Annotated in this window: 18 protein-coding genes; 3 read left to right on the forward strand and 15 right to left on the reverse strand. The window is 63.9% G+C overall.

Annotation, left to right across the window (positions count from 1 at the left end; translation table 11 throughout):
* Positions 1-3: 3 nt before the first annotated feature.
* From AC1DWA_RS06675 to AC1DWA_RS06725, 11 genes are all read right to left on the reverse strand, one after another.
* The gene (locus AC1DWA_RS06675; RefSeq protein WP_020905771.1) at positions 4-1,887 is read right to left on the reverse strand and encodes an alpha/beta hydrolase-fold protein; all 1,884 of its coding nucleotides are present in this window, start codon (positions 1,885-1,887) and stop codon (positions 4-6) included.
* A 253-nt stretch (positions 1,888-2,140) separates the two neighbouring features.
* Positions 2,141-3,151 (reverse strand): alpha/beta hydrolase, encoded by a 1,011-nt coding sequence (locus AC1DWA_RS06680; protein WP_020905770.1) that lies wholly within the window; start codon positions 3,149-3,151, stop codon positions 2,141-2,143.
* 331 nt (positions 3,152-3,482) lie between these two features.
* On the reverse strand, positions 3,483-5,402 hold the full coding sequence (locus AC1DWA_RS06685; RefSeq protein ID WP_477846169.1) for an arabinofuranosyltransferase AftB family protein: 1,920 nt from the start codon (positions 5,400-5,402) through the stop codon (positions 3,483-3,485).
* On the reverse strand, positions 5,380-6,285 hold the full coding sequence (locus AC1DWA_RS06690) for a decaprenyl-phosphate phosphoribosyltransferase (RefSeq protein WP_003943808.1): 906 nt from the start codon (positions 6,283-6,285) through the stop codon (positions 5,380-5,382). The genes AC1DWA_RS06685 and AC1DWA_RS06690 overlap by 23 nt, the downstream gene beginning before the upstream one ends.
* Complete coding sequence (locus AC1DWA_RS06695; protein WP_003943893.1) at positions 6,282-6,815, reverse strand: phosphatase PAP2 family protein; 534 nt, start codon at positions 6,813-6,815, stop codon at positions 6,282-6,284. Before AC1DWA_RS06695 ends, AC1DWA_RS06690 begins: the two co-directional genes overlap by 4 nt.
* Positions 6,796-8,709, reverse strand: coding sequence for a glycosyltransferase (locus AC1DWA_RS06700; RefSeq protein WP_477846170.1), 1,914 nt, complete (start codon positions 8,707-8,709; stop codon positions 6,796-6,798). The genes AC1DWA_RS06695 and AC1DWA_RS06700 overlap by 20 nt, the downstream gene beginning before the upstream one ends.
* A complete protein-coding gene (gene glf, locus AC1DWA_RS06705; RefSeq protein WP_007731822.1) occupies positions 8,706-9,920 on the reverse strand; it encodes a UDP-galactopyranose mutase in 1,215 nt (404 codons plus the stop codon). The genes AC1DWA_RS06700 and glf overlap by 4 nt, the downstream gene beginning before the upstream one ends.
* A 69-nt stretch (positions 9,921-9,989) precedes the next feature.
* Positions 9,990-10,913 (reverse strand): MBL fold metallo-hydrolase, encoded by a 924-nt coding sequence (locus AC1DWA_RS06710; RefSeq protein WP_092765755.1) that lies wholly within the window; start codon positions 10,911-10,913, stop codon positions 9,990-9,992.
* A 108-nt stretch (positions 10,914-11,021) separates the two neighbouring features.
* Entirely contained in the window at positions 11,022-12,173 is a 1,152-nt protein-coding gene (locus tag AC1DWA_RS06715) for an acyl-CoA dehydrogenase family protein (protein WP_069146666.1), read from the reverse strand.
* Between the two features lie 2 nt (positions 12,174-12,175).
* Positions 12,176-13,357, reverse strand: a complete 1,182-nt coding sequence (locus AC1DWA_RS06720; RefSeq protein ID WP_007731825.1) for a thiolase family protein — start codon at positions 13,355-13,357, stop codon at positions 12,176-12,178.
* A gap of 90 nt (positions 13,358-13,447) precedes the next feature.
* The gene (locus AC1DWA_RS06725; RefSeq protein ID WP_019746401.1) at positions 13,448-14,869 is read right to left on the reverse strand and encodes an amino acid permease; all 1,422 of its coding nucleotides are present in this window, start codon (positions 14,867-14,869) and stop codon (positions 13,448-13,450) included.
* A 170-nt stretch (positions 14,870-15,039) separates the two neighbouring features.
* Between AC1DWA_RS06725 and AC1DWA_RS06730 the strand changes: the two genes are divergently transcribed.
* Positions 15,040-16,533, forward strand: coding sequence for a PucR family transcriptional regulator (locus AC1DWA_RS06730; RefSeq protein ID WP_019746400.1), 1,494 nt, complete (start codon positions 15,040-15,042; stop codon positions 16,531-16,533).
* A 102-nt stretch (positions 16,534-16,635) separates the two neighbouring features.
* Here the strand turns inward: AC1DWA_RS06730 and AC1DWA_RS06735 are convergent, their stop codons facing one another.
* On the reverse strand, positions 16,636-18,198 hold the full coding sequence (locus AC1DWA_RS06735) for a SpoIID/LytB domain-containing protein (protein ID WP_264613756.1): 1,563 nt from the start codon (positions 18,196-18,198) through the stop codon (positions 16,636-16,638).
* Positions 18,199-18,529: 331 nt separating this feature from the next.
* Here AC1DWA_RS06735 and AC1DWA_RS06740 point away from each other — a divergent pair, with 331 nt between their 5' ends.
* Positions 18,530-20,539: an N-acetylmuramoyl-L-alanine amidase gene (locus AC1DWA_RS06740; RefSeq protein ID WP_477846171.1), complete on the forward strand. Its 2,010-nt coding sequence runs from the start codon at positions 18,530-18,532 to the stop codon at positions 20,537-20,539.
* A gap of 37 nt (positions 20,540-20,576) precedes the next feature.
* Here the strand turns inward: AC1DWA_RS06740 and AC1DWA_RS06745 are convergent, their stop codons facing one another.
* Genes AC1DWA_RS06745 through AC1DWA_RS06755 form a run of 3 tightly spaced genes read right to left on the reverse strand, consistent with a single transcriptional unit; the run spans position 20,577 to position 22,945 of the window.
* On the reverse strand, positions 20,577-21,398 hold the full coding sequence (locus AC1DWA_RS06745) for a Cof-type HAD-IIB family hydrolase (protein WP_024488043.1): 822 nt from the start codon (positions 21,396-21,398) through the stop codon (positions 20,577-20,579).
* A 53-nt stretch (positions 21,399-21,451) separates the two neighbouring features.
* Positions 21,452-22,186, reverse strand: a complete 735-nt coding sequence (locus AC1DWA_RS06750; protein ID WP_029254200.1) for a lysophospholipid acyltransferase family protein — start codon at positions 22,184-22,186, stop codon at positions 21,452-21,454.
* 3 nt (positions 22,187-22,189) lie between these two features.
* Positions 22,190-22,945, reverse strand: a complete 756-nt coding sequence (locus tag AC1DWA_RS06755; RefSeq protein WP_020905757.1) for a lysophospholipid acyltransferase family protein — start codon at positions 22,943-22,945, stop codon at positions 22,190-22,192.
* Between the two features lie 93 nt (positions 22,946-23,038).
* Here AC1DWA_RS06755 and AC1DWA_RS06760 point away from each other — a divergent pair, with 93 nt between their 5' ends.
* Positions 23,039-23,878 carry a hypothetical protein gene (locus AC1DWA_RS06760; RefSeq protein WP_060939538.1) on the forward strand — a complete coding sequence of 280 codons (840 nt, stop codon included), beginning with the start codon at positions 23,039-23,041 and terminating at the stop codon, positions 23,876-23,878.
* Positions 23,879-23,880 lie beyond the last annotated feature (2 nt).

Consider the following 23,880-nt stretch of genomic DNA (forward strand, 5'->3'; position numbering starts at 1 on the left):
GAGTTAGTGAACTTCTGTCTTGTCACCGATCACCGTGATGTAGCCGAACTGGAAGTTCTGCTGGACACCACCGGGAATGTCGAATTTGTCACTGATCGGGAATCCGAGGCGGCCGCCCTCGTATCCGACGCTCTTCCAGCCGTCGAAGAGCGGGCCGTTCTCGACGGACCATGCACCGGTGCCGGGGCTCCAGTAGATGTTGCCGCCCTCGAACTCGGTGAAGCGTCCGTTGTCCTTGATCGGAACCTCGTTCGACTTCGGGAATCCGAGCCAGCCGTTTTCCCAACCGAGTTCGCCGTACTTGCCCATGATCATTCCGAGAACCGCGTGAGTTCCGTTCGCGCTGCTGTACATCGCGCCGATCTCGAATCCCTGAACCTTGCCCGGCTTGCCGGGGGTCGCGATCTCGTCGGCGGTCGGGTAGCCGAGCGGGCCACCTTCCCATCCCTGTGCGGACCACTCGGCGAGGATGTCGCCGCTGACGGGGTGAGCGCCGGTCTGCGGGGTCCAGTAGATGGAGCCGTTCTGGAAGTGGTTGAAGCGTCCGCGTCCGTCGGGGGTACCGAGTTCGGGAGTACGCGGGAAGCCGAGCGGGCCGGCCGCTGCTCCGGTGTTCATGTACGCGCCGGCGATACGACCGGCTACAGGCTGGGCGCCCGTTCCACTGGTGAAGTAGATGCGACCGTTGCGGAAGTCCTGTGCCAGGCCACCCGCGACGCTGTACTCGGGGGTGATGCAGTCGCCGATCCAACCGTTGGCTGCAGCCGTCGCACCGATCTCACCCGACGTGCCGCAAGCCGGCTTCTCGACCTCGACGCCGATGGCGTTGGCCAACTGCGGCCACAGCTGATGAAGCTCGAACTGCCAGTACGGCCACGAGTGGGTTCCGGACGGGCGGTAATTGACCTGCGCGGGGATGCCGAGCTGGTTGAGCTTGGTCGCGAAGGTCTGCGAGGTCAGGCGAGCGAGGATCTCGAGGCCCATACCTGCGTAGTTGGTGCTGACGCCGGGAATTCCCGACGGCTGGTCGTACGGGCCGGTCGTACCGCTACCACTCGAGACGTACAGACTGACGCCCTTGAGCTTCTCGGCGAGCGCATACGGATCGTGTGCAGCCCACTGTGCGTTGGACGGCGGTCCCCACATCGCGGCGGAGTTGTATCCACCGGCGTCGGTCATCGCGAACTGGATTGCCTGAGGCATGCCGAGCGAGGTGGTGGTGAGGATGCCGGACAGCGAAGCCGCGAACTTGAAGAAGCCGGGGTTACGCGCCGTGAGGAACATAGCGGACGTTCCGCCCATCGACAGTCCGACTACTCCGCGCGTCTGCGTGGTCCGCCAGTCCTTTTCGAGGATCGGGGGCAGTTCCTTGGTCAGGAACGTCTCCCACTGGTAGTTCTTGCCATTGTCGGGCTCGAGCCAGTCGGAGTAGAAGCTGGACTGACCGCCGACGGGAAGAATGACGTTGACGTTCTTGTCCGCGTAGAAGGACTCAGCGTCGGTTTCGTAGGTCCAGGCGTTCTCGTTGTCGGTCGCGCGAAGACCGTCGAGCATCCAGACCGAGGGGAAGCTGGCCGACGGATTGACGTTCCAATCGCGAGCCAAGAGGATCTGCACCTGAATCGGGGTGCCCATCGCGGGAGAGTTCACCCACAGCGCGACGCGACGCTCACTGAGCCAGTCGACCTTCGTGACCGCTGCGCCGGTGGGGTTCTGGGTCACGGCCGGTGCGGCCTGAGCAGGTGCCGGCGCGGCTGCCGCGGTTCCGGCCGTCGTCAAGCCCGCGGCGATCGGCAGTACCAGCATCGCTGCCAGTGCGCCGACGACCTTTGTCCGGAAGGTTGCCCGGGACCGGCGACGGTCCTCCGTGGCAAGGCCTACTCGCATGAGCTCACTCTCTTTCCTTACGTTCGGTCCGCGCGTCGATCGTGTAGCCGCCTGAGCAGCCAGACCCCCGTTGAAACTATTTCTACACGCAAACGATCCCCGCTTGGGGTAGCCGCGCTGTTACTGGTGGTGCAATTGTTACTGACCTCAGGCGATCGTGCAGCACCTGAATACACAAGTGCCGTCCCGGTTTCCCTTGGAGGGAGTCCGGAACGGCACTGGTGAAGTGACTAGGTCACGGGATGGCGCACGATCACCAAGCGTTCATGGTGTCGAGGATCTGGCCGCGAGCCTTCCACAGCTCTGCCGACCAGTACGGCCACGAGTGCGTGCCGTTGGACGGGAAGCTGTAGGTGGCCGGGATACCCAGCGAGTTCATGCGGATCTGGAATGCACGGGTGTTGACCAGGGCGAGAGCTTCGAGGCCCATGCCGTTAGCCGTGTTGTAGTAATCGATCGGTGCGCGCGGGTGGTCGTATTCACCGGGCAGGCCGCTTGCCGACGAGATGTACATCGACAGGCCCTGCAGACGCGGTGCGAAGACGAACGGGTCGTTGCGCAGCCAGGACGGGCTCCACGGCGGTCCCCACATGGAGTCGACGTTGAAGCGACCGGCATCGAGCATTGCGACGCGGATTGCCTCGCGCATGCCGGGAGCCGAGATGTTCAGGTAGCCCGACAGCGAGCCGGCGAACTTGAACTGGTCGCGGTGGTAAGCAGCCAGCGTCAGAGCAGCGCTGCCACCCATCGAGAGACCGAGAACCGCGTTGTTGTTCGGCGAGACGCCGTAGTTCGCGAGGAAGTTGGGGAGTTCCTGCGTGAGGAACGTTTCCCACTTGTACGTGATCTGCTGACCGTTGAAGTTCGACGGTGCATACCAGTCGCTGTAGAAGCTGGACTCGCCGCCGACGGGCATCACGAGGGTGATGTTGTCGTTGCGGTACTGGTCCATCGCGTTGGTCTCGAAGCTCCACGCGTTGGCGTCGTTGCGCGCACGCAGGCCGTCGAGGAGGTAGAGGGCAGCGTTTCCGCCGCGTGCGGCCCACTGGACCTGGACCTTGATGTTGCCCATCGAGGAGGGCACCCACAGCTCGTCGTATCCGCCGGAGGGGGCGGTGTGGCTGGGAGCAGTGTGCGCGGGCGCAGCAGAGGCGACAGCACTACCGGCAACTCCTGCAGCAAGGGGTAGCACAAGTGCTGCGGCACCGATGGCCAACGCTCGGTGCTTGAGGCGCTGGGTCAGCCTCTTTCTGGCAAAACGCATGGATACTGCTCTCTCTCTTCGTCTGCGGCACTCACTCGGTGGAGTGGCTCCGGCGGATTCCGTCGGGGAACAGGCTTTTCTGCCAGCCCGAACAAGTTCGGGTCGGCAGCGGACCTCTTCCAAGTCACACTGCGCTCGCTGGACTTTATGTCACAGGTTCAGCTGTGACAAATAGACAGACCGTTACGTCTCAGTCCGCGGGCGACGCCGTCATCACCCGCAGGGAGTGATTCAGGTTAGGTGAATCGTCTTCGAGTACATCGTGGCCAATCGATTCGGTGTTACTGAATCGAAATATTCAAACCTTCAACCGTCGGTGATGCTGATCACATCACTTCGGCGGCTCCGGCGGAACGAGCCCGCAGCGTTCCAATTCGTAGGCCGGAACCCGGTCGAATCGGTACTTCGCGAAGTCGAAAGCCTGCTGGAAGTTCTGTTTGAATCTGGCCCAGGTCAGCTCGGAGCGGTACGACGTGAGCAACTCCTGCGTTTCCGGGCACGTGATCGCCAGCTTCGCGTCGGCAACCCAGTCCTCGTCGAGGAAGAACGGCAGCCACGGGCGAACGTCGATCATTCCGGTATCCGCGACCACCCAGTCCGGGTAAAGGTTCTTGTCGTGCCCGATCCGGCCGTCTTCGAGGCGCTCGGTGTGTGCTGCCAGGGGGTACGCCAGCCCCATCTGATCGAGCACCCGAACGTCGAGGCCCACGTTCATGCTCGTCATTCCGAGGTTGAGGAAGAAGACGACGTGCTCGGCAGGCTCCTCGAGCGGCCCTGGCGGTGGGACGACGAACCAGGAGTCGTAACTCGCCGACGGCAACAGCAGCCCACCCTCCGGAGTCCGCGCGATGGTCTCCACCATGGCACGCATTCGCGGATAGTCGAGGTAGTCCTCGGCAAGAATCGGGTGCTTGTGACCGGTGTTGAGTGCATAGAACGCACGCTCGTCGACGATTCCCGAGCGACCCACCACGGAGCCTTCCGGCATGCCCGTCGTGTTGGCGGCGAAGAAGGCCCAGATGATCGTCCCGATCCACAGCACCGCCGAGACTCCGAAGATCGCGGTGTCGCGGTTACTGCCGAACGCTGCCCGCGCCGGAACCCGCAGCGGAATGACGGCGACCGGGATGAGCAGGCAGAACAACACCGGCAACAGGACGCGGCCGTGCATGAAGTCGCCGCCGACGCGCAGAGAGTAGATCCCGAGAATCAGCCCACTGCCGAGAATGAAGGTGACAATCGCCCGCGGCGTGCGCAGAAACTGCTGAAAGCGCTCCCACAGCGGGCGTACAGGTTGATCGGTGGCGGTGGCAGGTGCGTCCGCTCGGCTTCGCCACACGAGCAGCAGCGCGCCGATGAGCAGGAAAAGCAGCGGCAGCCAGAGCAGGTACGGCCCGACGAGGTTCCACAGGTACGCAAAACCCTGCGCCCACTTCGCGCCACCGGCGTCCTTCGACACCGCGGTGTTCGGGTACGGCAGGGCGTAATAGCCCATTCGCCAGATCTGATAGCCCACCGGCACAAGTCCGGCGACGACCACGATCAGTGCGCGAATCTTCCAGGTCAGGCCTGCGGAGAGAACGATCATCATCAACGCGGCAGCACCGGGAATTGCCATCTCGGGTCGAACCAATGGTCCGAGGCCTGCCACGAACGAGAGAGTCAGGATCGACGCCGTGGACGGCTTCGACGACTGCGCCCACCGAACGAGCAGTAGCCACAGGAGCGCGATCCAGAAGATCACCAAGCAAGTCTCGAGCCCGGAAGTGGCGAAATCTCGCGCAGGCGGAACCGCGATGTAGACGAGAACACCTGCCGGTACCAGCAGGATCGTTCCGCCCGCCGACGGCCGAACGCCTCGGTACAGACGACCGGTGCCGAGCATCGCCAGCACGACGGCAGCAGTCGAGAGTACGAGCGCGATCGTCAGAACGACGTATTCGAGGCGGATCTGCGTGAGCCAACTGAACGCGTAGACGATGTATGTCCACGCGGTACTCGTGTTCGCCTCGACACGCTCGCCCGCATTGAAGACCGGGCCGTTCCCCGCGAGCAGGTTGCGGACGGTTCGCAAGACGATGAGTCCGTCGTCGGCGATCCAGCGACGCTCCCACGCCCCCCAGAACATGAGGGCAGCAGCAAGCACCACCCCGCCGAGAAAAACTCCTCGACTGAGGGTGGTGCGATTCGCCGCAGTGTCGACGTGCGGGTCGGCCTCGGTGCGTGGCTCAGACGAGGTAGACAGCGACACCCACTACTCCGATCCACGCAATCGCGAGGAGTTGCAGCACCCGGTCACCGAGCGCGATCTCCTCAGGCTCTCCGGCTTCGCCGCCGTCGACGTCCACCGCATATCGCAGCACCGCGATGGTGAAAGGCACCATCGAGATGGCATACCAGTTGGTGCCCTTGATGGCGTCCTGCTGGAACGCCCACAGTCCGTAGCAGAGGACCAGCGTCGTCGCTGCCATCGTCCACACGAAACGCAGGTACGTCATCGTGTAGCTCTCGAGGGACTTACGGATCTTCGCGCCGGTCTTCTCGGCCAACTGCAGTTCGGCGTAGCGCTTGCCTGCCGCCATGAAGAGTGAACCGAACGCCATCATCAGCAGGAACCACTGCGAGAGATCGATCTCGGCGGCAACGCCACCGGCGATCGCTCGAAGCAGGAAGCCGGACGAGACGATGCAGATGTCGATGACGGCCTGATGCTTGAGACCGAAGCAGTAGGCGAGCTGGATGACGATGTACACGCCCATGACCACGGCGAGTTGCCAGTTGGCCAGGAAGGACAGCCCGATCGCACCGGCAAGCAGCACGACTGCCATGCCGTACGCGATGTTGACGGGTAGAACTCCGGCCGCGATGGGACGGAATCGCTTCGTGGGGTGAGCACGGTCGGCTTCGACATCCATCGCGTCGTTGACGAGGTAGATGCCCGATGCCGCCATGCAGAACACGACGAACGCCAGCGCGACGGGCAGGAGCACGTCGGCTTCGGTGGCGGTTCCGGCCGCGATGGGCGCTGCCAGCACAAGGACGTTCTTGACCCACTGACGTGGGCGAAGCGCCTTGACGATGCCGGCGGGCAGGGACTTCGGGGGTCCGCTGACCGTAGCCGGTTCCTCGCTCATTTATCTCCACATTTCTGTTCGGCTCTGGCTTCTTCGACCCGGCGAACTACCGCCGCGGATGCGGCTCCCAGTGCCGCTCCGGCGAGTACGTCGGTCGGGTAGTGAACTCCCAGGACCAGACGCGAGAGCATCATCGGGGGCACCAGCAACGCCGGTAAGGGTAGCCCGGTGAGTCGACCGATCAGCACAGCCGCCGCCGTCGTCGACGTCGCGTGTGACGACGGGAAGCTGAGCTTGCTCGGTGTCGAGACGTTGACCTGCACCGAAGGGTCGGAAGGTCGCTTGCGCCTGACGACTCGTTTGATCACCACGGAGGCGGCGTGTGCACCGAATGCGCCGACGGCTGCTCCGGCCCACTCACGTCGACGCGGCTTGTCCACAGCAGCTCCGACGGCAGCGATCGCGATCCACCCGAGGGAGTGCTCACCGAAGTGAGACATACCGCGGGCGACCTTGACGGCTCCCGGCAGCTGCCCGACGGTCGATTGAATTCCGGCCAGAATCTGTACTTCAGGAGATGCCGAAGACACGTTCCCACCTTTCCGTGCTGGTCAGTGAAGGAACGGCGTCCTGGTACTGCTTCTTGAGTTCAGGGAAACGCGCGGCGAGTTCGCGGCGCAAACGCATGGCTTCCTTGAGCAGTTCGAGTGCCTGCTTGGGGTTGCGCTTGCGGTAGACGACGCCGCGGCCGTCGGCGGTGGTGACGGTGACGCCGTCGACCTGCGAGAGCAGGTACCACCTGGCGTCGATGGTCGGCACGTTGAGCTGAGGACGCTCGTGATGCTCAGGGTGCGCAGGCTTGAGGTTGTGTACCACGGCCTTGCCGACGCGGACGATCTTGGCGACGGGGTTGGTCGGCGCGCTGACGTCCCCGACCTCGGCGCCGGAGGGCAGCGGTAGTGCGGTTGCCGAGGGCACCACGACGGCGTCGGGGTACTCCTTGCGCTGGGCATGGACCTCACCGAGTGCGGTGGGCAGCATGTTCGCGACGTGTTCCGGTCCGGCAAGGAAGTCCGCGATGGCCTTGTTCTGGATCGCAACGGTGGAGTACTCGAGGCACAGCAGGTGCTTGAGAGTCGCCTTCACCGTGTTGACCACAAGGCCGCGGCCGTTGCCCGGCATATGGAGCGCGGCCACCACCAGACGGTTACGGAGGTGGAAGTACGCCTGCCAGTCGATGGCGTCGTCCTTGTCGCTCCACGCCATGTGCCAGATCGCGGCACCGGGCAGCGTGACGGTCGGGTATCCGGCTTCCTTTGCGCGCAAACCGTATTCGCAGTCGTCCCACTTGATGAACAGTGGCAGCGGCTGCTTGAGCTCTTCCGCGACCTGGCGCGGGATCATGCACATCCACCAGCCGTTGAAGTCGACGTCGATGCGACGGTGCAGCAGTTTCGAATCTCGCAGCGAATTCTTGGAGAAGTCGTGGTCGTATTCGACGTTCGGCGCGGCAGACCACATGAAGATCCCGCGGTTGACCACTTCACCCATCACGTGAAGGTGGCTACGTTCCTGCAGGTTGAGCATCTGCCCACCCACCAGCATCGGCGACTTCGCGAAGCGCGAGAAAGCAAGCGCGCGAAGGATCGAGTCGGGTTCGATCTCGATGTCGTCGTCCATGAACAGGATGTGCTGGCACTGCGTGGTCTTGAGTGCCTCGTACATGATTCGGCTGTATCCGCCGGAGCCACCGAGGTTGCCCTGATCGTGAATGGCGAGCCGATCACCAAGTGCTGCAGCAGCTTCGGCGAACCCGGGCTCGTCACGCACCTTACGAGTGCCCTGATCCGGCATGATGACGGCCTTGATCACGTCCGACACCAGCGGATCCGAGGACAACGCAGCCAGCGCCTTGACAGCGTCGGTCGGGCGATTGAACGTCGGAATACCAACGGCGACCGTCGCTTCGCCGGGAGCCTCGACGGGCGCGTACCAGCCGCCGCTCTCGACGACTACGGCCGTATCGGTGGTGATGTCGAACCAGATCCAGCCGCCGTCCTCGAACGGTGCCAGCTCCACCTCGAGTTCGACCGCGGCATCACCGTCGGCAAATTCCTTGCCTTCCACGTGAATTCGCGAGGAGTCCGCCTTGGAACGGTAGACATCCACGCGGCCGTGTCCGGACAGTTCGAGTCGAAGGACCACAGATTTCAGGATGGACCATCGACGCCAGTAGCTGGCGGGGAACGCGTTGAAGTACGTGGCGAACGAGACCTCGGTCTCGGCGCCGAGCGCGACGGACGTCCGCGAGGTGGAGTGAGCCCGACGACTGTTGGTCGAAGCTTCCTCCAAGTACAGCGTGCGGACGTCGAGAGGTTCGCCGGCGCGGGGAAGGATGATCCGAGAGAGCAGGGACTTGCCGAGGTAGGTCACCTCGTCGCCGGTGACGACTTCTTCGCCTTCGAGTAGATGACGTACGTTCATTCGCTCTCCCCTGCCAATTCCGCACCCGTTTCGAGATGCGGGCGCAGGGTGTTCTCGAACATCGTCAGCGCGCTGGCGATCGCCATGTGCATGTCCAGGTACTGGTAGGTGCCGAGACGCCCACCGAAGAGGACCTTGTTCTCCGCGGTCTCCTTCTTGGCGCGTGAGCGGTACGCGGAGAGCTTCTCACGATCCTCCGGAGTGTTGATCGGGTAGTACGGCTCGTCCTTCGCCTCCGCTGCACGTGAGAACTCACGCATGATGACGGTCTTGTCGGTCGGGTACTCGCGCTCCGGGTGGAAGTGACGGAACTCGTGGATACGGGTGAACGGCACGTCGGCGTCGTTGTAGTTCATGACCGGGGTGCCCTGGAAGTCTCCGGTGGGCAAAACCTCGGTCTCGAAATCGAGGGTGCGCCATCCCAGTGCACCTTCGGAGTAGTCGAAGTAGCGGTCGAGCGGGCCCGTGTAGATGACGGGTGCGTCGGGGCTCGCGGTGCGCAGTTCGTCGCGGACGTCGAAGTAATCGGTGTCGAGGCGGACCTCGATCTTCGGATCCTTTGCCATGTTCTCGAGCCACGCTGTGTAGCCGTCGACGGGCAGGCCCTCGTACGTGTCGTTGAAGTAGCGGTTGTCGAAGTTGTAGCGGACCGGCAGGCGGCTGATGTTCGCCGCGGGCAGCTCGGTGGGGTCGGTCTGCCACTGCTTTGCCGTGTAGTCACGCACAAATGCTTCGTAGAGCGGGCGTCCGATCAGGGAGATCGCCTTCTCTTCGAGGTTGGAGGCATCCTTCGAATCGATCTCGCTGGACTGCTCGGCGATGAGGGCCCGTGCCTCTTCGGGCGTGAAGTACCGACCGAAGAACTGCGACACGAGGCCGAGGCCCATCGGGAACTGGTACGCCTGTCCCTTGTGCAGCGCGAAGACGCGGTGCTGGTAGTTCGTGAACTCCGTGAACTGGGTGACGTAGTCCCAGACCTTCTTGTTGGAGGTGTGGAACAGGTGGGCACCGTACTTGTGGACCTCGATGCCGGTCTCCGGCTCAGCCTCCGAGTATGCGTTCCCCCCCAGGTGGTGACGGCGGTCCAACACCAGCACACGCTTACCCAGCTGGGTAGCGGCACGCTCGGCGATGGTCAGCCCGAAGAATCCCGAACCGACGACGATCAGGTCGTACTGGGCACGGGCGGTCTCTGAATTTGCAGCGGTCACGATGAACCAGGGTATCGGACCTGTTCGGACGCCGAGGGTTGGATGCGTCACCAGGGACGATGCGGCAAGTCAGGACGTTGCAAGACCGATCAGACCGGAAGCACTCGGTGCACCGTTCAAATCGAATTCGATGGTGATCGGTTCGTCGACGGGGAAGTGTGCGGGAAGTAGAAGGAGCCCCTCCGACGCGCAGCGTTCGAGAAGTTCGCGGCGGGTGACCCTGGCGATCTCGGGATCCGCGTCGCCGCCCTGGCTGAGGTCCGGGTACAGAAACTGGATCGGATGGTGGATCACGTCGCCGGCGATGACGGCGCCGCCGTCGGCAGTGCGGATCTCGATCACGACGTGGCCCGGCGTGTGACCGGGCGCGCTGCGCACGACGACGCGTGTGCCTTCGGACTCGGCCAGGACGTGGCCGTCGTCGACCGCCTCCCACTTCGCCCCGTCCAGAACGGGACGGACGCTGTCCTCGAAGGTCTGCGCCAAATCCGAGACCACTCCTTCGTGTGGACCGTCGGCGGCGAGTTGTTCGAGCGCGGCCAGTTCGGTGCGGTCGAAAATGTAGGTCGCGCGGGGAAAGGTGGGCCGCCAGGTTTCGGCCTCGAGGTTGGTGTTCCAACCACAATGATCGGGGTGCAGATGTGTGCTGACCACCAGATCGACGTCGCCAACGTCGACGCCGGTGTCGGCGAAGCGCGAGAGGTAGTCGGTACCGAACATGTGGTGCGGCAGGAGGTTCGGCCGGTGCTTGCTGTTCCCGTTGCCGGTGTCGACGACGATGGCCTTGCCGCCGATTTCCACCAGGTAGGTGTGGATGGCAAGTACGAGGTCACCGCTACCCGCGTCGAAGAACTCCGGTGTCAGCCGCGCCGACGCGTCCTCGATCTCCGCATCACCCGCGTGCGGAAAAAGCTCTCGCGGCGGAAACGGCCAGTGCGCCAGCTCCGTCAGTTGGGTGACGCGCGCCGATCCGACGTCGATGGTGAAGCTCATCAGTGATTGCCTTCCGAACAGCTCGATCCCGCTTGTAGGCACACAAAGGCACCCACCGAAATGCTCGGTGGGTGCCTGGTCGGTGTCAATGGTTTTCGACGCCGGTGATCAAAGACTCTTCGCGATGATGCCCTTCATCACTTCGTTGGCGCCGGCGTAGATCTTCTGGACGCGGGAGTCCTCGTACATGCGCGCGATCGGGTATTCACGCATGTAGCCGTATCCGCCGTAGAGCTGCACGCACCGGTCGACGACGGCGCACTGCTGTTCGGTCAGCCAGTACTTGACCATCGCGGCGTCTGCGCCGTCCAGCTCGCCATTGAGGTGATCCTCGATGCAGTTGTCGAGGAAGACACGGCAGGTGCGCGCGATCGTCTGGCACTCGGCCAGCTCGAAGGCGGTGTTCTGGAACTCGAAGAGGCTGTGCCCGAACGCTTGACGCGCCTTGGTGTACGCGACGGTCTCCTCGACGGCACGCTCGATGGTGCCGATGGCCTGCGCGCCGATGATGAGACGCTCCTGCACCAGCTGCGCCATCAACTGACCGAAACCGAGCCCCTCGGACTCGCCGAGGAGGTTCGAGACGGGAACGCGAACATCGGTGAAGGACAGCTCCGACGTATCGGCGCCGTGCTGACCGACTTTGTCGAGGACGCGGCCGACCGCAAAGCCTTCGCAGTCACGCAGATCCACGATCAGGAGCGAGACACCCTTGGCGCCCGCCTTGGGATCGGTCTTGACGGCAAGCACGATCATGTCTGCGCTGCCACCGTTGGTGATGAAGGTCTTCGACCCGTTCACGACGTAGTGGTCACCGTCGCGGGTCGCGGACGTGGTGATGGCCTTGAGGTCGGAACCTGTTCCCGGCTCGGTCATTCCGATGGCGCCGAGGATCTCGCCCGTCGCCATACCTGGCAGCCAGGCCTTCTTCTGCTCTTCGCTTCCGTACTCGAGCACGTAGTGGGCGACGATGCCACTGTGCACGGAGTTCCCGAGTGCATAGTCCCCGCAGTAGCCCTGCGCCTCGAAGACTGCAAGATCGTGCGCGAAAGTTCCACCGCCCCCGCCGTATTCCTCGGGAATCGAGCAGCACAGCAGGCCGAGCTTGCCGGCTTCGAGCCACACGGACCGGTCGACGCGATGCTGAGCGTCCCACTGCTCACGCTTGGCGATCAGTTCCCGATCGAAGAAACCACGGGCCAGTTCGGCTACTGCGGTGATCTCGTCGTCATGCCACGACGGCTTGCGCTTGGTCACCATGATCAGACCCGCTTCAGCAGGGCAGCGAGTGCCTGACCGCCGCCGATGCACATGGTGACGATGCCGAATTCAAGGTCGCGACGGACCATGTCGCGTGCCGCGCGCAGCGTGAGGATGGCTCCGGTAGCGCCGACCGGGTGTCCGAGGGCGATTGCTCCGCCGTACGGGTTGGTCTTCTCCGGATCCAGGCCACTGTCACGGATGACGGCGATGGCCTGCGAAGCAAAGGCCTCGTTGACCTCGGCGGTGCCGATGTCGGACGGCTTCAATCCTGTTTGCGCAAAAAGCTTTTCGAGAGCGAGCACGGGAGCGTAGCCCATCAGGCCGGGCTCCATGGCTGCCGTCGTGACGGTTTCGAGCGTGACGAGTCCGGTGAGGCCGCGCTTGGCTGCCTCGGTGCCTGTCGCGAGGACGAGTGCGCCGGCGCCGTCGTTGATGCCCGACGCGTTACCGGCGGTGACGGATCCGCCCTCTTCGAATGCAGGGCGCAGCTTGGCGAGGGTTTCGACAGTGGTTCCGGGCTTGGGATGCTCGTCTTCGGTGACGGTGACGGAGCGCCGACCACCGGTCTCGACGGGAGTGATCTCCTCGGCGAATGCTGCCTTGGCTGCGTCGGTAGCAGCGCGGCGCTGAGATTCCACTGCGAACTCGTCCTGCTGCTCGCGGCTGACGCCGTACTTGCGGGCGACGGCTTCGGCGGTGCGGCCCATATGAGCCTTGCTGAACGGGTCGGTGAGCATGGCGACGGTGCCGTCGACGAGGCTGCGATCGCCGAGCTTGTAGCCCGAGCGGGCGGCGAAATCGTAGAACGGCATGCGGGACATGCTCTCGTCGCCGCCGGCGAGGGTGATGGCAGCTGCGCCCCAGCGCATCTGCATCGCCGCCGACCACACGGCCTGCAGGCCGCTGCCACAGAGGCGGTTGACGGTGTAGGCGGGAACGTTCTCGGGCAGTCCGGCGGCGATGCCCACGCGGCGTGCGTTGTAGGCGTCGGGGCCGACCTGCCCGATGCAGCCCATGACGACCTCGTCGATGTCTTCGGGTGCAACGCCGGCGCGGCTCAGCGCGGCCTTGGCTGCTGCGGCACCCAGCTCGTGTGCGGGTACGTCCTTGAAGACGCCGCCGAAGCTACCGACGGGGGTCCTGGCCCCGTCGACGATGACGATCGGTTCGGGTGTGGTCATGATTGTCCCCATCTGCTGTGCTCACGTCGATTTCTCTGTCCGTGGCCGATACTAGGACATCTAAGTATCTCGCAGATGGGGACGTTAGTGTCAGGGTGTGGGAGCGCTCTCGGACACGGGTACAACCTCGGCGTCGGCGCCTTCGGCGTCCTCGGTCTCTTTGTGGTTCCGGTATCGGTAGAGCCCGATGCCCACGAGGATCGCTGCGAGCCCCAGGGACACGATCATCTGACTGCGCGTCGAGTCCAGGGTGAGCATGCCGATGCAGAGCGCGATGATGGCGGCGATCGTCGCGTAGGTCAGGTACGGGAAGAACCACATCTTGAGCTCCAGCTCCTGGCCCGAAGCTTCGAGCTTGCGGCGGGTGCGCAGCTGAGACACCGAGATGACGAGCCAGACGAACAGCGCGATCGCTCCGGAGGAGTTGACCAGGAACAGGAAGACCTTGTCCGGGGAGAGGTAGTTCATGCCGACGGTCAGGAAGCCGACGATCGTCGAGACCAGGACAGCGCGCATCGGGACGCCGGTCTTCTCGATACGTGAGAGCGACTTGGGGGCGTCGCCGCGGCCGGCGAGAGAGAAGATCATGCGGCTCGCGGTGTAGAGACCGGAGTTGAGGCAGGACAGAACCGACGTGAGGACGACGACGTCCATGATGTTGCCCGCGGCCGGAATGCCGTAGGAGTCCATGACGGCGACGTACGGGCTGAGCGCGACCGATGCGCTGTCCCAGGGAAGCAGAGTGACGACCACCGCGATCGAGCCGATGTAGAAGATGAGAATTCGCCAGACGACGGACTTGACGGCAGCGCGAACAGCTTCGAGCGGGTTGGCCGATTCACCGGCGGCGATGGTGGCGATTTCGGCGCCGAAGAACGAGAACACGACCACAAGGACTGCGGCGAGCATGGCTCCTGTTCCGTTCGGCAGGAAACCGCCGTGACCGGTCAGGTTGGTCATTCCCGGTGCTTCGACGCCGGGCATCCATCCGCAGATCGCCACGATGCCCATGCCGAGGAACGCGATGATGGCGACGACCTTGATGGAAGCGAACCAGAACTCGAACTCGCCGAACGACTTGACCGAGATGATGTTGGTCAGCGTCAGCACGATCATCAGAATCAGAGCCCAGGTCCACTGGGGAACGCCGGGAACCCAACGATTCATGATGAGGGCACCGGCGGTGGCCTCGATGCCGAGCACGATGATCCAGAACCACGCGTACAGCCAGCCGATCGAGAAGCCCGCCCAGCGGCCGATGGCCTTGTCGGCGTACGACGAGAACGAGCCGGTTTCCGGCGACGCTGCCGACATCTCGCCGAGCATGCGCATCACGAGGATGACGACTACGCCGGCCAACGCGTAGGAAACCAGGACACCCGGTCCCGTCTCCTGGATCGCCACACCGGAGCCGACGAACAGTCCGGCGCCGATGACGCCCGCGATCGCAATCATCGACAGATGCCGCTTCTTCAGCGTGTGCTGAAGTGCCGGCTGGTCTGTACTGGACATCAGTACTCCTTGTGGGCTGTTCGGGACGTGGATCTCGGTGACGCTCTTCTGGAGCGCATTTTCGATAGCGCCAGTGTCGGACCTTCGGCAAGCTCGCGTCAGGCTCCACTTTGTACAAACGTGACCGCAGGCACTACAAAGTGGCGAGTTCGAGGTGTCAGACTGGACCCATGCCCATCACGCTCCGCCAGCTTTGTGCGACCGAACAGTTCGGCCTTCGCGTCCTGGCGGGGCACGACCAGCTCGATCGCACCCTGACCTGGGCACATGTCTCCGAACTTCCCGACCCGACGCCCTTCCTCGACGGCGGCGAACTACTACTCATCACCGGGGTGTCGCTACCGACGACGGCCGCGGAAACAACGCGATTCGTACGGACCCTGGTGGCGGCCGGAATTGCCGGAATCGGTTTCGGAACCGGCCTCGGATACGAGCAGGCGCCGCAGACTCTGGTGGATGCGGCCACCCGTTTCAGTGTGCCCCTACTCGACGTCCCATTGCGAACACCTTTCATCGCCCTGACCAAAGCGGTGTCGAAGGCGCAATCCGACGACGACATGAAAGCGCTGCGCAGCAACTACCAGAGCCTTCGGCGACTACTTCAAGCTGCAGTGACGGTCAACGGCACCCGGGCAGTCGTACGACGGGTGGCGGAATTGATCGGCGGATGGGCGGCCCTGCTGGACTCGGCCGGCCATACCGTCGAGATCTCACACACCGCCGCTGCCGCAGGAATCGAGCGAACGGCTCCCGAGCGCGACGCCCGCCCGATGGAAGTCAGTTTCCTCACGAGTGAGAACGAGGACGTCATCTCGCACCCTTTGATGACGTCGAGGGGAAAGCTGATGGGGTATCTCGTCGCCGGCTGCCCCGGCGCCGTCGGCTCTCTGAATCAGGGCATCGTCATCGCCGCCGCGTCTCTGCTCACGTTGATGACGGCTCGAACCCGAGATGCGCAGTTGACGATGAACCATTTGCGTACCGTGGCGATGCATCAGCTGTTCGAAGGACAGAATGCGCTCGCCCGCAACATCTCCGGGGAACTGTGGGGAGGATTTCCGGTCGAACCTTTCCAGGTCTTCCACGTAGCGGGCCCGAGTGGCCTGCTCGAGAGCGTGTCCGTCTCACTGCTCGACGGTCTCAGCCGCGATCTGGCGTTCGGCATCACCGACGGTGCACTGATTGCCGTCGTCTCGGCTACCGACAGCGGGCGAATCCTCGCCCGCGTCAACGAAATCGACGTCACCGTCGGCGTGTCGGACATGCTGTGGTGGGACGATCTCTCACGCGCCAGACGCCAAGCCGCGCAGGCAGCAGCCGAGGCCGGCGCCCGCAACCTGCCTTCGATGCGGTTCGCCGAACTCTCGGAGAGCGGATTGTCCGCATTTCTCGACCAGGATCGCTCGACGGCATTCGCGGCGGCACACTTGCGCCCGCTTCTGGAAGCGAAGGGCGGTAGCGATCTCTACCGAACCTTGGCCATGTGGTTGGCACACAACGGTGTGGGCGACGCCGCAGCCACAGCCCTGAATATTCATCGGCATACGTTGCGCAGCAGACTCGCTCGGATCGAGAGCCTTCTCCAACTGGACCTCGGCTCCCCCACAGAACGTGCGGAGTTGTGGCTCGAGTACCGCTTGCTCGGCGACGCTCCGACCATCTGACCGACAAGCAACGAACCCTGAACGACCTGAAGGGTCTCCGCCGGGTTACGGCAGAGACCCTTCAGAGTCGATACGTGCGAGTCGCTACCGACCGACCTTCCCCTAGCTTCCGCCCGTCGGTATCCACTCGCGGAGCACGTTGGCATCAACTACCTGCGCACCCAAAACCTTTGTCCAGATGATGGTTCCGTTTTCGTAGACACGGAAAGTGCCTGCTTCGGAGGGCAACTGCATCTCCGGGCCGGCAGGAGCACCGAGAGAGCCGCTTTCACCGCCGAGCTCCCGATACTTCTTCTCGATCTGCGTCTCCGTAACCGTACCCGATGGATCGCCGAATGGCGAATTGGATTCCGGCACTGTCGATTCCGAATCCGGTGCCACTACCACACCAGCGCCGTCGCCGACGGTAAACCAGTCCGATTTCAGGCCGAGTTTCTGACGGAACTGCATTCCGGTGGCGCCAACAGTTGCATCTGTTCCGACCACCTCGACTGCCGTCACTCGCCCGCCGTCGGTACCGAATCCGTTGCGCGAGAGAATCTTGAGCGATTGCAGCTCGCCCACATCGAAGGCGTCCGCAATCTCACCCGCGGTCAGATTCACTGTCCAGTCGTGATTGGGCGAAAGGGCGTCACCGAGATCCTCGACGGCCGGGAATTCACCGCCGGAGCTGTAACCTCCTGTGGACGAAGAGAATTCGGTGGCAACAATCTTGCCGTCACGCGACAGAACGGCGCCGGCGGTGGACCGAACGGCTTCAGTGGTCCGGGGATCTTCCTTGCCAGCTCCGCCGTAGACCTGGCAGTCCTGAGTGTCGCACGTGTCGGCGTACGAGCTGCGATGCTCGGTCGCAGCGTACGAGCGCGCCGCCACGGCTTGCGCCCGTAGTGCTTCGGCCCCACCGGAATCGGCCCATTCGGCTTTCGCCTCGACCGGCACCACGCCGAGCAGGTAGTCCTCCATGTCGAGGAGATTGACCGTCCGAGCCGAGCCGTTGTCGAGCACTACGCCGAGGGCGCCGCGATAGGGCGCGTCGTTGTTGCACAGCTTCAGGAACTGGTCGGCGGGTCGATCGGGACTGAGATCCACAGGATCCACCCACGGATGCTCGGTGACCGCTTCCCAGACAACCCCGCCACCACACCCGCTGGTGACAACCACCTGCGCACCGCCACCGGGCAGTGCAGTGAGATGGGCAGCCTCGCCCGGCGCGGTGCGCTGACCGTTGACCACGAGGCCGGCGTCGGAGTAGACGTCGAGCGTCGAGTTGTCCTGGGCCGTGAGCCGCACACTCATCTGGGCGGGCGGCAAGGAGTCCAGGACGGTTCCGCCGTAGTAGTGACTGAGGATTCGCTCGCCGGACCAGCCGTCGTTCTTGGCGTAGCCGTAAGCGCCCCACTGCCCCATTCCGCGGCCGTGTCCGTTGCCGTGACCGGAGAGCGTGAATTGTGTATCGGCGGCGACGGCGTGCAGGATCGACGGCTCGTCAGCGCGGATTTGCGTGAAACCTCCGATCGCGACGCCGAGCGCAAGAGCCGGAACGAGACCGAGGACCGAGACCCGCATCAGCGAGGTTCGCCTCCCGGGTCCGCCCACCAGAAAGCGACCTGCGCGACCGGACACAGGCTTCTTACCTGCAGTTCCGCTTCTTCCGCTTCTCGCCATCAATGCTCTCCTCATCGCTACCGGCCTCACGAGTCCGCGAAGTCGGTACTTCGCGCGCAGGCCAGTCCACAACGATTTAACTAAAGTCTCACCCTAAGGTTGAGCGTTATGGACTTTTGTGACTAGTGTGGCAAGAGTGTTTGGAGTTAGCAACACCAGTCACACGAGTCACATCAGCATCACGAGTTGCAGACGTACGCGTCCGAAAACTGGAGTTCAACCCCAGAACATGGCATCCGACCTGCTCGGATCCGGTTTTGAAGGATTCCGTTCACGGCCGTCATCGGCCCTGAAGTTCGCTCGCAAGTAACTACAACCGAGGAGTAATCCCTTGCCACACCGTCGACCGAAGCCCTCGCTCGTACTCGGGGCTGTAGCCGCAGTGGCTGTCGCAAGTCCTTTTGCGGTCTACGGCTTCACGAGCACTACGTCCGATGTACGTTCCGCGAACGAAACGACGTCAGTAGCAGTGCCGACCCAGATCGCAGAGGTGCTCCTCGCGTCGGTGCCCGACATCATCATTCCGGTCAAGGAGCTGACCGGTCTCGATCTCCCCGACATCAACCTGGGCGATCTCAGAAACCTCAAGCTCCCGACCGAAATCCCGCTACCTCCAGGGATCACGTTGCCGACCGAGCTCTTCCCGGCACCCGCTGCTCCCGGGGCCCCGACCGAAACCGCTCCGGTTCCCTCCGAGGAAGAGCCAGGTGCCGTGGTCAAGGAAGTCACCCGCGACACTCCGTTCAGCATGGTCGCGTTGACCTCGGACACGCTCGCCTCGGCGCAGTCCAAGGTCCGCGCCCTGGCCGAGGACGGCACCTGGGGTCCGTGGTTCACCCCTGACGCCATCGACTCCGCCAGTTCGGATCAGGCCACCAACGCCGGTACCGCCACCGAACCTGTCTTCGTCGGCGCCACCAAGTCCATCCAGATCCTCACCCCGCAGGGTGTCGCTGCCCCCGCGGCCGAAGCTGTGCCGGCTCCGGAAGCCGCACCCGCACCTGTCGAAGCACCTGCTGAAGCGCCTGTGCCTGCCGAAGCGCCGGCCGAAGCACCTGCGCCTGCGGAAGCACCCGCAGCCACCGGCGAACTCGGGTACACCCCGGCTTCGGTGTCCAAGCCGCTTCGCCAGGCGACGACGGCAGCAGATGCCGTTACCGCAGTGTTGATCGATCCGGGTACCAGCGACGCGGACAGCAATCTGCAGGCAGTCGCGGCACCGCTCGGCGGCAGTGGACCCTCCGTCATCACCCGCGCACAGTGGGGAGCCGACGAGTCACTTCGCTGCGACTCCCCCACGTACGACGACTTCACCGGTGGAGCAACCGTTCACCACACCGCGGGCAGCAACAACTACACCAAGGAAGAATCGGCCGGCATCGTCCGCTCGATCTACGCCTACCACGCACGGACTCTCGGCTGGTGCGACGTCGGATACAACGTCCTCGTCGACAAGTACGGTCAGACCTTCGAAGGCCGCGCAGGCGGACTCGACAAAGCAGTTCAGGGCGCGCACGCCGGCGGCTTCAACGAGAACACCACCGGTATCGCGATGATGGGTGACTACTCCACCGTCGAGCCTTCGCAGGCGACGCTCAACGCCGTCGGCAAGTTCCTCGGATGGAAGCTCGGCCTGGCCGGCCTCGACCCGAAGGGCCGAACGACGATGTACTCCGAGGGCACGGAGTTCACTCCGTACCCGCAGGGCGCAGCAGTGGATCTGCCGATCATCTTCGCCCACCGCGACGTCGGAAACACGGCTTGCCCTGGTGATGCCGCATACGCACACATGAACGACATCCGGAACATCGCGGCCGCGAATATCGGCGGATCGTTGAACCCGTCGAACCCCTCCAATCCGTCGACGCCTGCGCCCAAGCCGACCACTCCGGTCGACACGGTCACCGGTGGCACCGGATCGTCGATCCCGGATCTGGTCACCCAGATTCTGAAGATCACCGACAATTCACCGCTCGCGCAGAAGTGGATCGCCGAAGGTGGTGACCTCGGACGCCTCGGCCAGGCGCTGTCCGGAATCCTGCAGGCGAAGCTCGGCAACCAGGGTGCGTTGTTCCAGAACGGCGCTGTCTACACCTCACCCAACGGCGGAGTGTTCACCGTGCTCGGCGAGATCTTCAAGTCGTGGCAGAGCTTCGGTTCCGACGCGGGTGAACTCGGATTGCCGATCTCGGACGAATACTCGATCCCGGACGGCCTGCGCAGCGACTTCGAGAACGGTTCGCTGATCTTCAACCAGATCACCGGCATGGTCACGAAGGTCCTCAAGACCTACAACGAGACCTTTGCCCAGGAAATGGCCAACAGCGCGCCTGTCGGCTGACACTCGCGCAGTACACGTCCTCGGGCGCTGGTGGGTTCTACGACCACCAGCGCTCGAGGACTTTTGCGACCCCGTGCGCCGAATTGGTGTCGGTGACCTCGTCGGCTGCGGCTTTGGCTTCGGGGTGAGCGTTGCCCATGGCAACGCCGAGGCGTGCCATCCCCAGCATCGGGATGTCGTTGGGCATGTCCCCGAAGGCAACCAGACCCGACAGGTCGAAGCCGAACCTTTCGGCCGCGGCAACCAGGCCGGACGCTTTCGTGATTCCCGGCGCCGAGAGTTCGATCAGTCCGTTCTCGGTGGAGTACGTCATGTCGGCGAGCGCACCGACGTGCGGGGCGAGCGTGTCGTACATCGCCGTGCTGGTCATGCCTGGACGGCGAATCAGGAGTTTGACGGCCGGCGCCGCAAGCACTTCGTCCTCGGACATCTCGGTGTTGTCCGGGTTGAGCCAGGCGTGTTCGTAATCTGGTGAGCTGACGAACTGTGGGGTGGCGGCGTCGTGTGCGCTCTCCCCCACCCGTTCCGCGGCCAATCCCGACCCGGGAAGTGCAACCAGAGCCAGCTCGGAGAGTTCGGTGAGTGCGTCGACCGACAAGGTCGCGGCGCTGAGGACGCGGTCGGCGTAACTGTCGTAGACAACAGCACCGTTGGCGCAGACCGCGAGTGGCGCGTATCCCAAACCTTCGACGACGGGCGAAATCCAACGCGGAGGACGTCCGGTTGCCAGCAGGAACGGCGTGCCGGATTCGACGACGGCATGCACGGCGGCGCGGGTGCGGGCACTGACCAACTCGTCGTGATCGATGAGGGTGCCGTCGACATCGGTCGCAACCAAGGTTGGGCGGTCAGGGCTGATACGACGGTCTGGGCTCACACCGCCATTGTGCCTGCCCGGTACGACGGTCTCGCTCAGCGCGCCCGCTTCGCGCGTTCCTGTGCGTCCATGGCCGCGGCTTCCGCCGGCGTCGGCGCGCCACCGCCGAGTCGGCGAGGCACCCAGTACGCCCCGGGCTCGTGCACGAACCCGTCCTGAACGTGGCGCAGGATCGCATCCATCTCGATGCGCAGGATCTCGCTGAGCGCTTCGGCGGGTTCGACCGGATCGATCGGTGCGCCCACTTCCACCGAGATCGGGAAATGATTGCGGCCCAGATTTTTCGGTCCGCCTTTGGTGACGATCCGCTGGGCGCCCCAGACGATCAGCGGAATTATCGGCACGCCGGCGTCGATGGCCATCCGAGCTGCTCCGGATTTCATTTCCTTGATCTCGAAGCTCCGGCTGATTGTCGCTTCCGGGTAGACGCCCACCAATTCGCCACGCTCGAGGGCGTCGACTCCGGCTCGATACGCCTGCGCTCCGGCGGAGCGGTCCACTTCGATGACGCCGCATCCACGCATGAGGAAGCCGAGGACCTTGTTGTCCGCCAGCTCAGCCTTGGCCATCACTCTGAGCTTGCGTTTCGCGGTGCCGACCGCCAGGGCCGCCGGTATGAAATCGAGGTAACTCGTGTGGTTGATCGCGATGACGGCACCGCCGGACACCGGGACGTGTTCCGTCCCGGTGCGGGTGACTTTCACGCCCTGGAAACCGCTCAGACCACGCGCGACTACCTCGACGGCGGTGTAAACGGGTTCGAAGGACATGGGTCAGCCTTCGGACTTCCGCGCCTCACGTGCTTTGGCTTTCGCCTCGGCCTCGTCGGCATCCATCTTGTCGGCCTGCTCGAGCGTCGGCGCGCTGCCACCGAGGCGGGCCGGTACCCAGTACTCGCCGGCGGGATGGTCGTAGTCCTTCTGCAGATCGAGCAGCAACTCCTGCATCGTCGACCGTAGCTTCGCCGTCAGCTCACTCGCCGGTTCGAAAGGTGCAATCGGCTCGCCGACGGCAATGGAGATGGGAGTGTTGGTGCGGCCCAACCGCTTCGGATAACCCTTCGTCCACACGCGCTGAGCGCCCCAGATGACGACGGGAACGATCGGGACGCCCGCCTCGATCGCCATCCGGGCGGCTCCGGACTTGAATTCCTTGATCTCGAAGCTCCGACTGATCGTCGCTTCGGGGTACACACCCACCAATTCGCCGCGCTTCAGGAAATCTACGGCCGCCTTGTAGGAGTCGGCGCCCGCGCCGCGGTCGACCGGGATGTGCTTGAGGGCCCGCATGATCGGTCCGGAGATCTTGTTGTCGAAGACCTCCTTCTTCGCCATGAACCGGATGTAGCGCTTGGGGGTCCGCGCCGGCAGTCCCGCATACGTGAAGTCCATGTATCCGGTGTGGTTGATCGCGATCACGGCGCCACCGGACGCCGGGATGTTCTGCTCTCCCTTGACGGAGAACTTCAGGCCCTCGAAAGCGAAGACGGTACGGGCGATGCCGATGACTGTTCTGTAAACGGGATCCACAGTTCGCTAGCGTAGACGGGAATCCGTGATCTGACCCGCAGCAGTTATGGGGTGGATGTTGGTCAGAATGTCGCAAAAGGGGCGTAAGAACGAATGAAGTCGGCAGGACGAGCGGCAGTGGGGGCAGTCGCACTCGCCATGACGTTGGCGATAACCGCATGTGAGGACGACGGACGGACAGGAATCCTGACGGACGAACCGTCTCCGCCTACGACGGAAACCACGACGACAACCACTCTCGCGCCCACGACCACCACTGCGCCCGCCACGCCGGTCGCGCCACCTCCGGTTGGTGACGTGCCCGGTAATCCGGCTGCTGCGCCGGCCTTGGCGGCCTGGGCAACGGACCTGGTGTCTTTGGACGTCGACGCGCTCACGAACGCATGCTGGACGATGCCGCCCACAACAATTGCCGACCGATACTCGGATGTGCCCGCCATCTTGACGGCCATCGCCGCACCAGGCGTCGACGGCCAGTACGCGGTCACCTGGAGTGGAGGCGGACTCTCCGTCGCCGCCAAGCGCTCGGAGATCGCTTCCGGCTATGCGTGCCCGTTCGTCTTCCCTGCGGGGCAATCAAACTTCTACACCGCGGCCGACGCTTCCCACGCCGTCGTCCGGTTTCTCTCACGCGCCACGGGACGGCCGGTCAATACCCGCGACGTCGAGACGTTCTATCCACTGATCTGCCCCGGCAACAGCCCGTGGGATCCCGACGGCACCGGCGCCACCGGCCAGCCGCCACTCAAGCTCGATCCGAATCAGCTGGCCGGTATCAAGTCTTTCGACGCCGACGCTGCAACAGTCACTCCGGTTCGCGGCGACTACGTCCGTGTCACCCTGCCCGTCAGCGACGGAACCGGTAACTCACGGTCGATGCAGTTCACCCTGTCGATCGGCCCCGAGGGATACTGCCTCGGGGCCGCGACCTGAAC

The sequence above is a fragment of the Rhodococcus sp. P4_F3_2 genome, from assembly GCF_056401335.1.

Bases quoted from the DNA above. Each gene is read 5' to 3' on its own strand.
- AC1DWA_RS06730 (WP_019746400.1), top strand. From the start codon at position 15,040: ATGCCCATCACGCTCCGCCAGCTTTGTGCGACCGAACAGTTCGGCCTT.
- AC1DWA_RS06710 (WP_092765755.1), bottom strand. From the start codon at position 10,913: ATGAGCTTCACCATCGACGTCGGATCGGCGCGCGTCACCCAACTGACG.
- AC1DWA_RS06725 (WP_019746401.1), bottom strand. From the start codon at position 14,869: ATGTCCAGTACAGACCAGCCGGCACTTCAGCACACGCTGAAGAAGCGG.
- AC1DWA_RS06675 (WP_020905771.1), bottom strand. From the start codon at position 1,887: ATGCGAGTAGGCCTTGCCACGGAGGACCGTCGCCGGTCCCGGGCAACC.
- AC1DWA_RS06700 (WP_477846170.1), bottom strand. From the start codon at position 8,709: ATGAACGTACGTCATCTACTCGAAGGCGAAGAAGTCGTCACCGGCGAC.
- AC1DWA_RS06760 (WP_060939538.1), top strand. From the start codon at position 23,039: ATGAAGTCGGCAGGACGAGCGGCAGTGGGGGCAGTCGCACTCGCCATG.
- AC1DWA_RS06680 (WP_020905770.1), bottom strand. From the start codon at position 3,151: ATGCGTTTTGCCAGAAAGAGGCTGACCCAGCGCCTCAAGCACCGAGCG.
- AC1DWA_RS06690 (WP_003943808.1), bottom strand. From the start codon at position 6,285: ATGAGCGAGGAACCGGCTACGGTCAGCGGACCCCCGAAGTCCCTGCCC.
- AC1DWA_RS06715 (WP_069146666.1), bottom strand. From the start codon at position 12,173: ATGGTGACCAAGCGCAAGCCGTCGTGGCATGACGACGAGATCACCGCA.
- AC1DWA_RS06750 (WP_029254200.1), bottom strand. From the start codon at position 22,186: ATGTCCTTCGAACCCGTTTACACCGCCGTCGAGGTAGTCGCGCGTGGT.
- AC1DWA_RS06735 (WP_264613756.1), bottom strand. From the start codon at position 18,198: ATGGCGAGAAGCGGAAGAAGCGGAACTGCAGGTAAGAAGCCTGTGTCC.
- AC1DWA_RS06720 (WP_007731825.1), bottom strand. From the start codon at position 13,357: ATGACCACACCCGAACCGATCGTCATCGTCGACGGGGCCAGGACCCCC.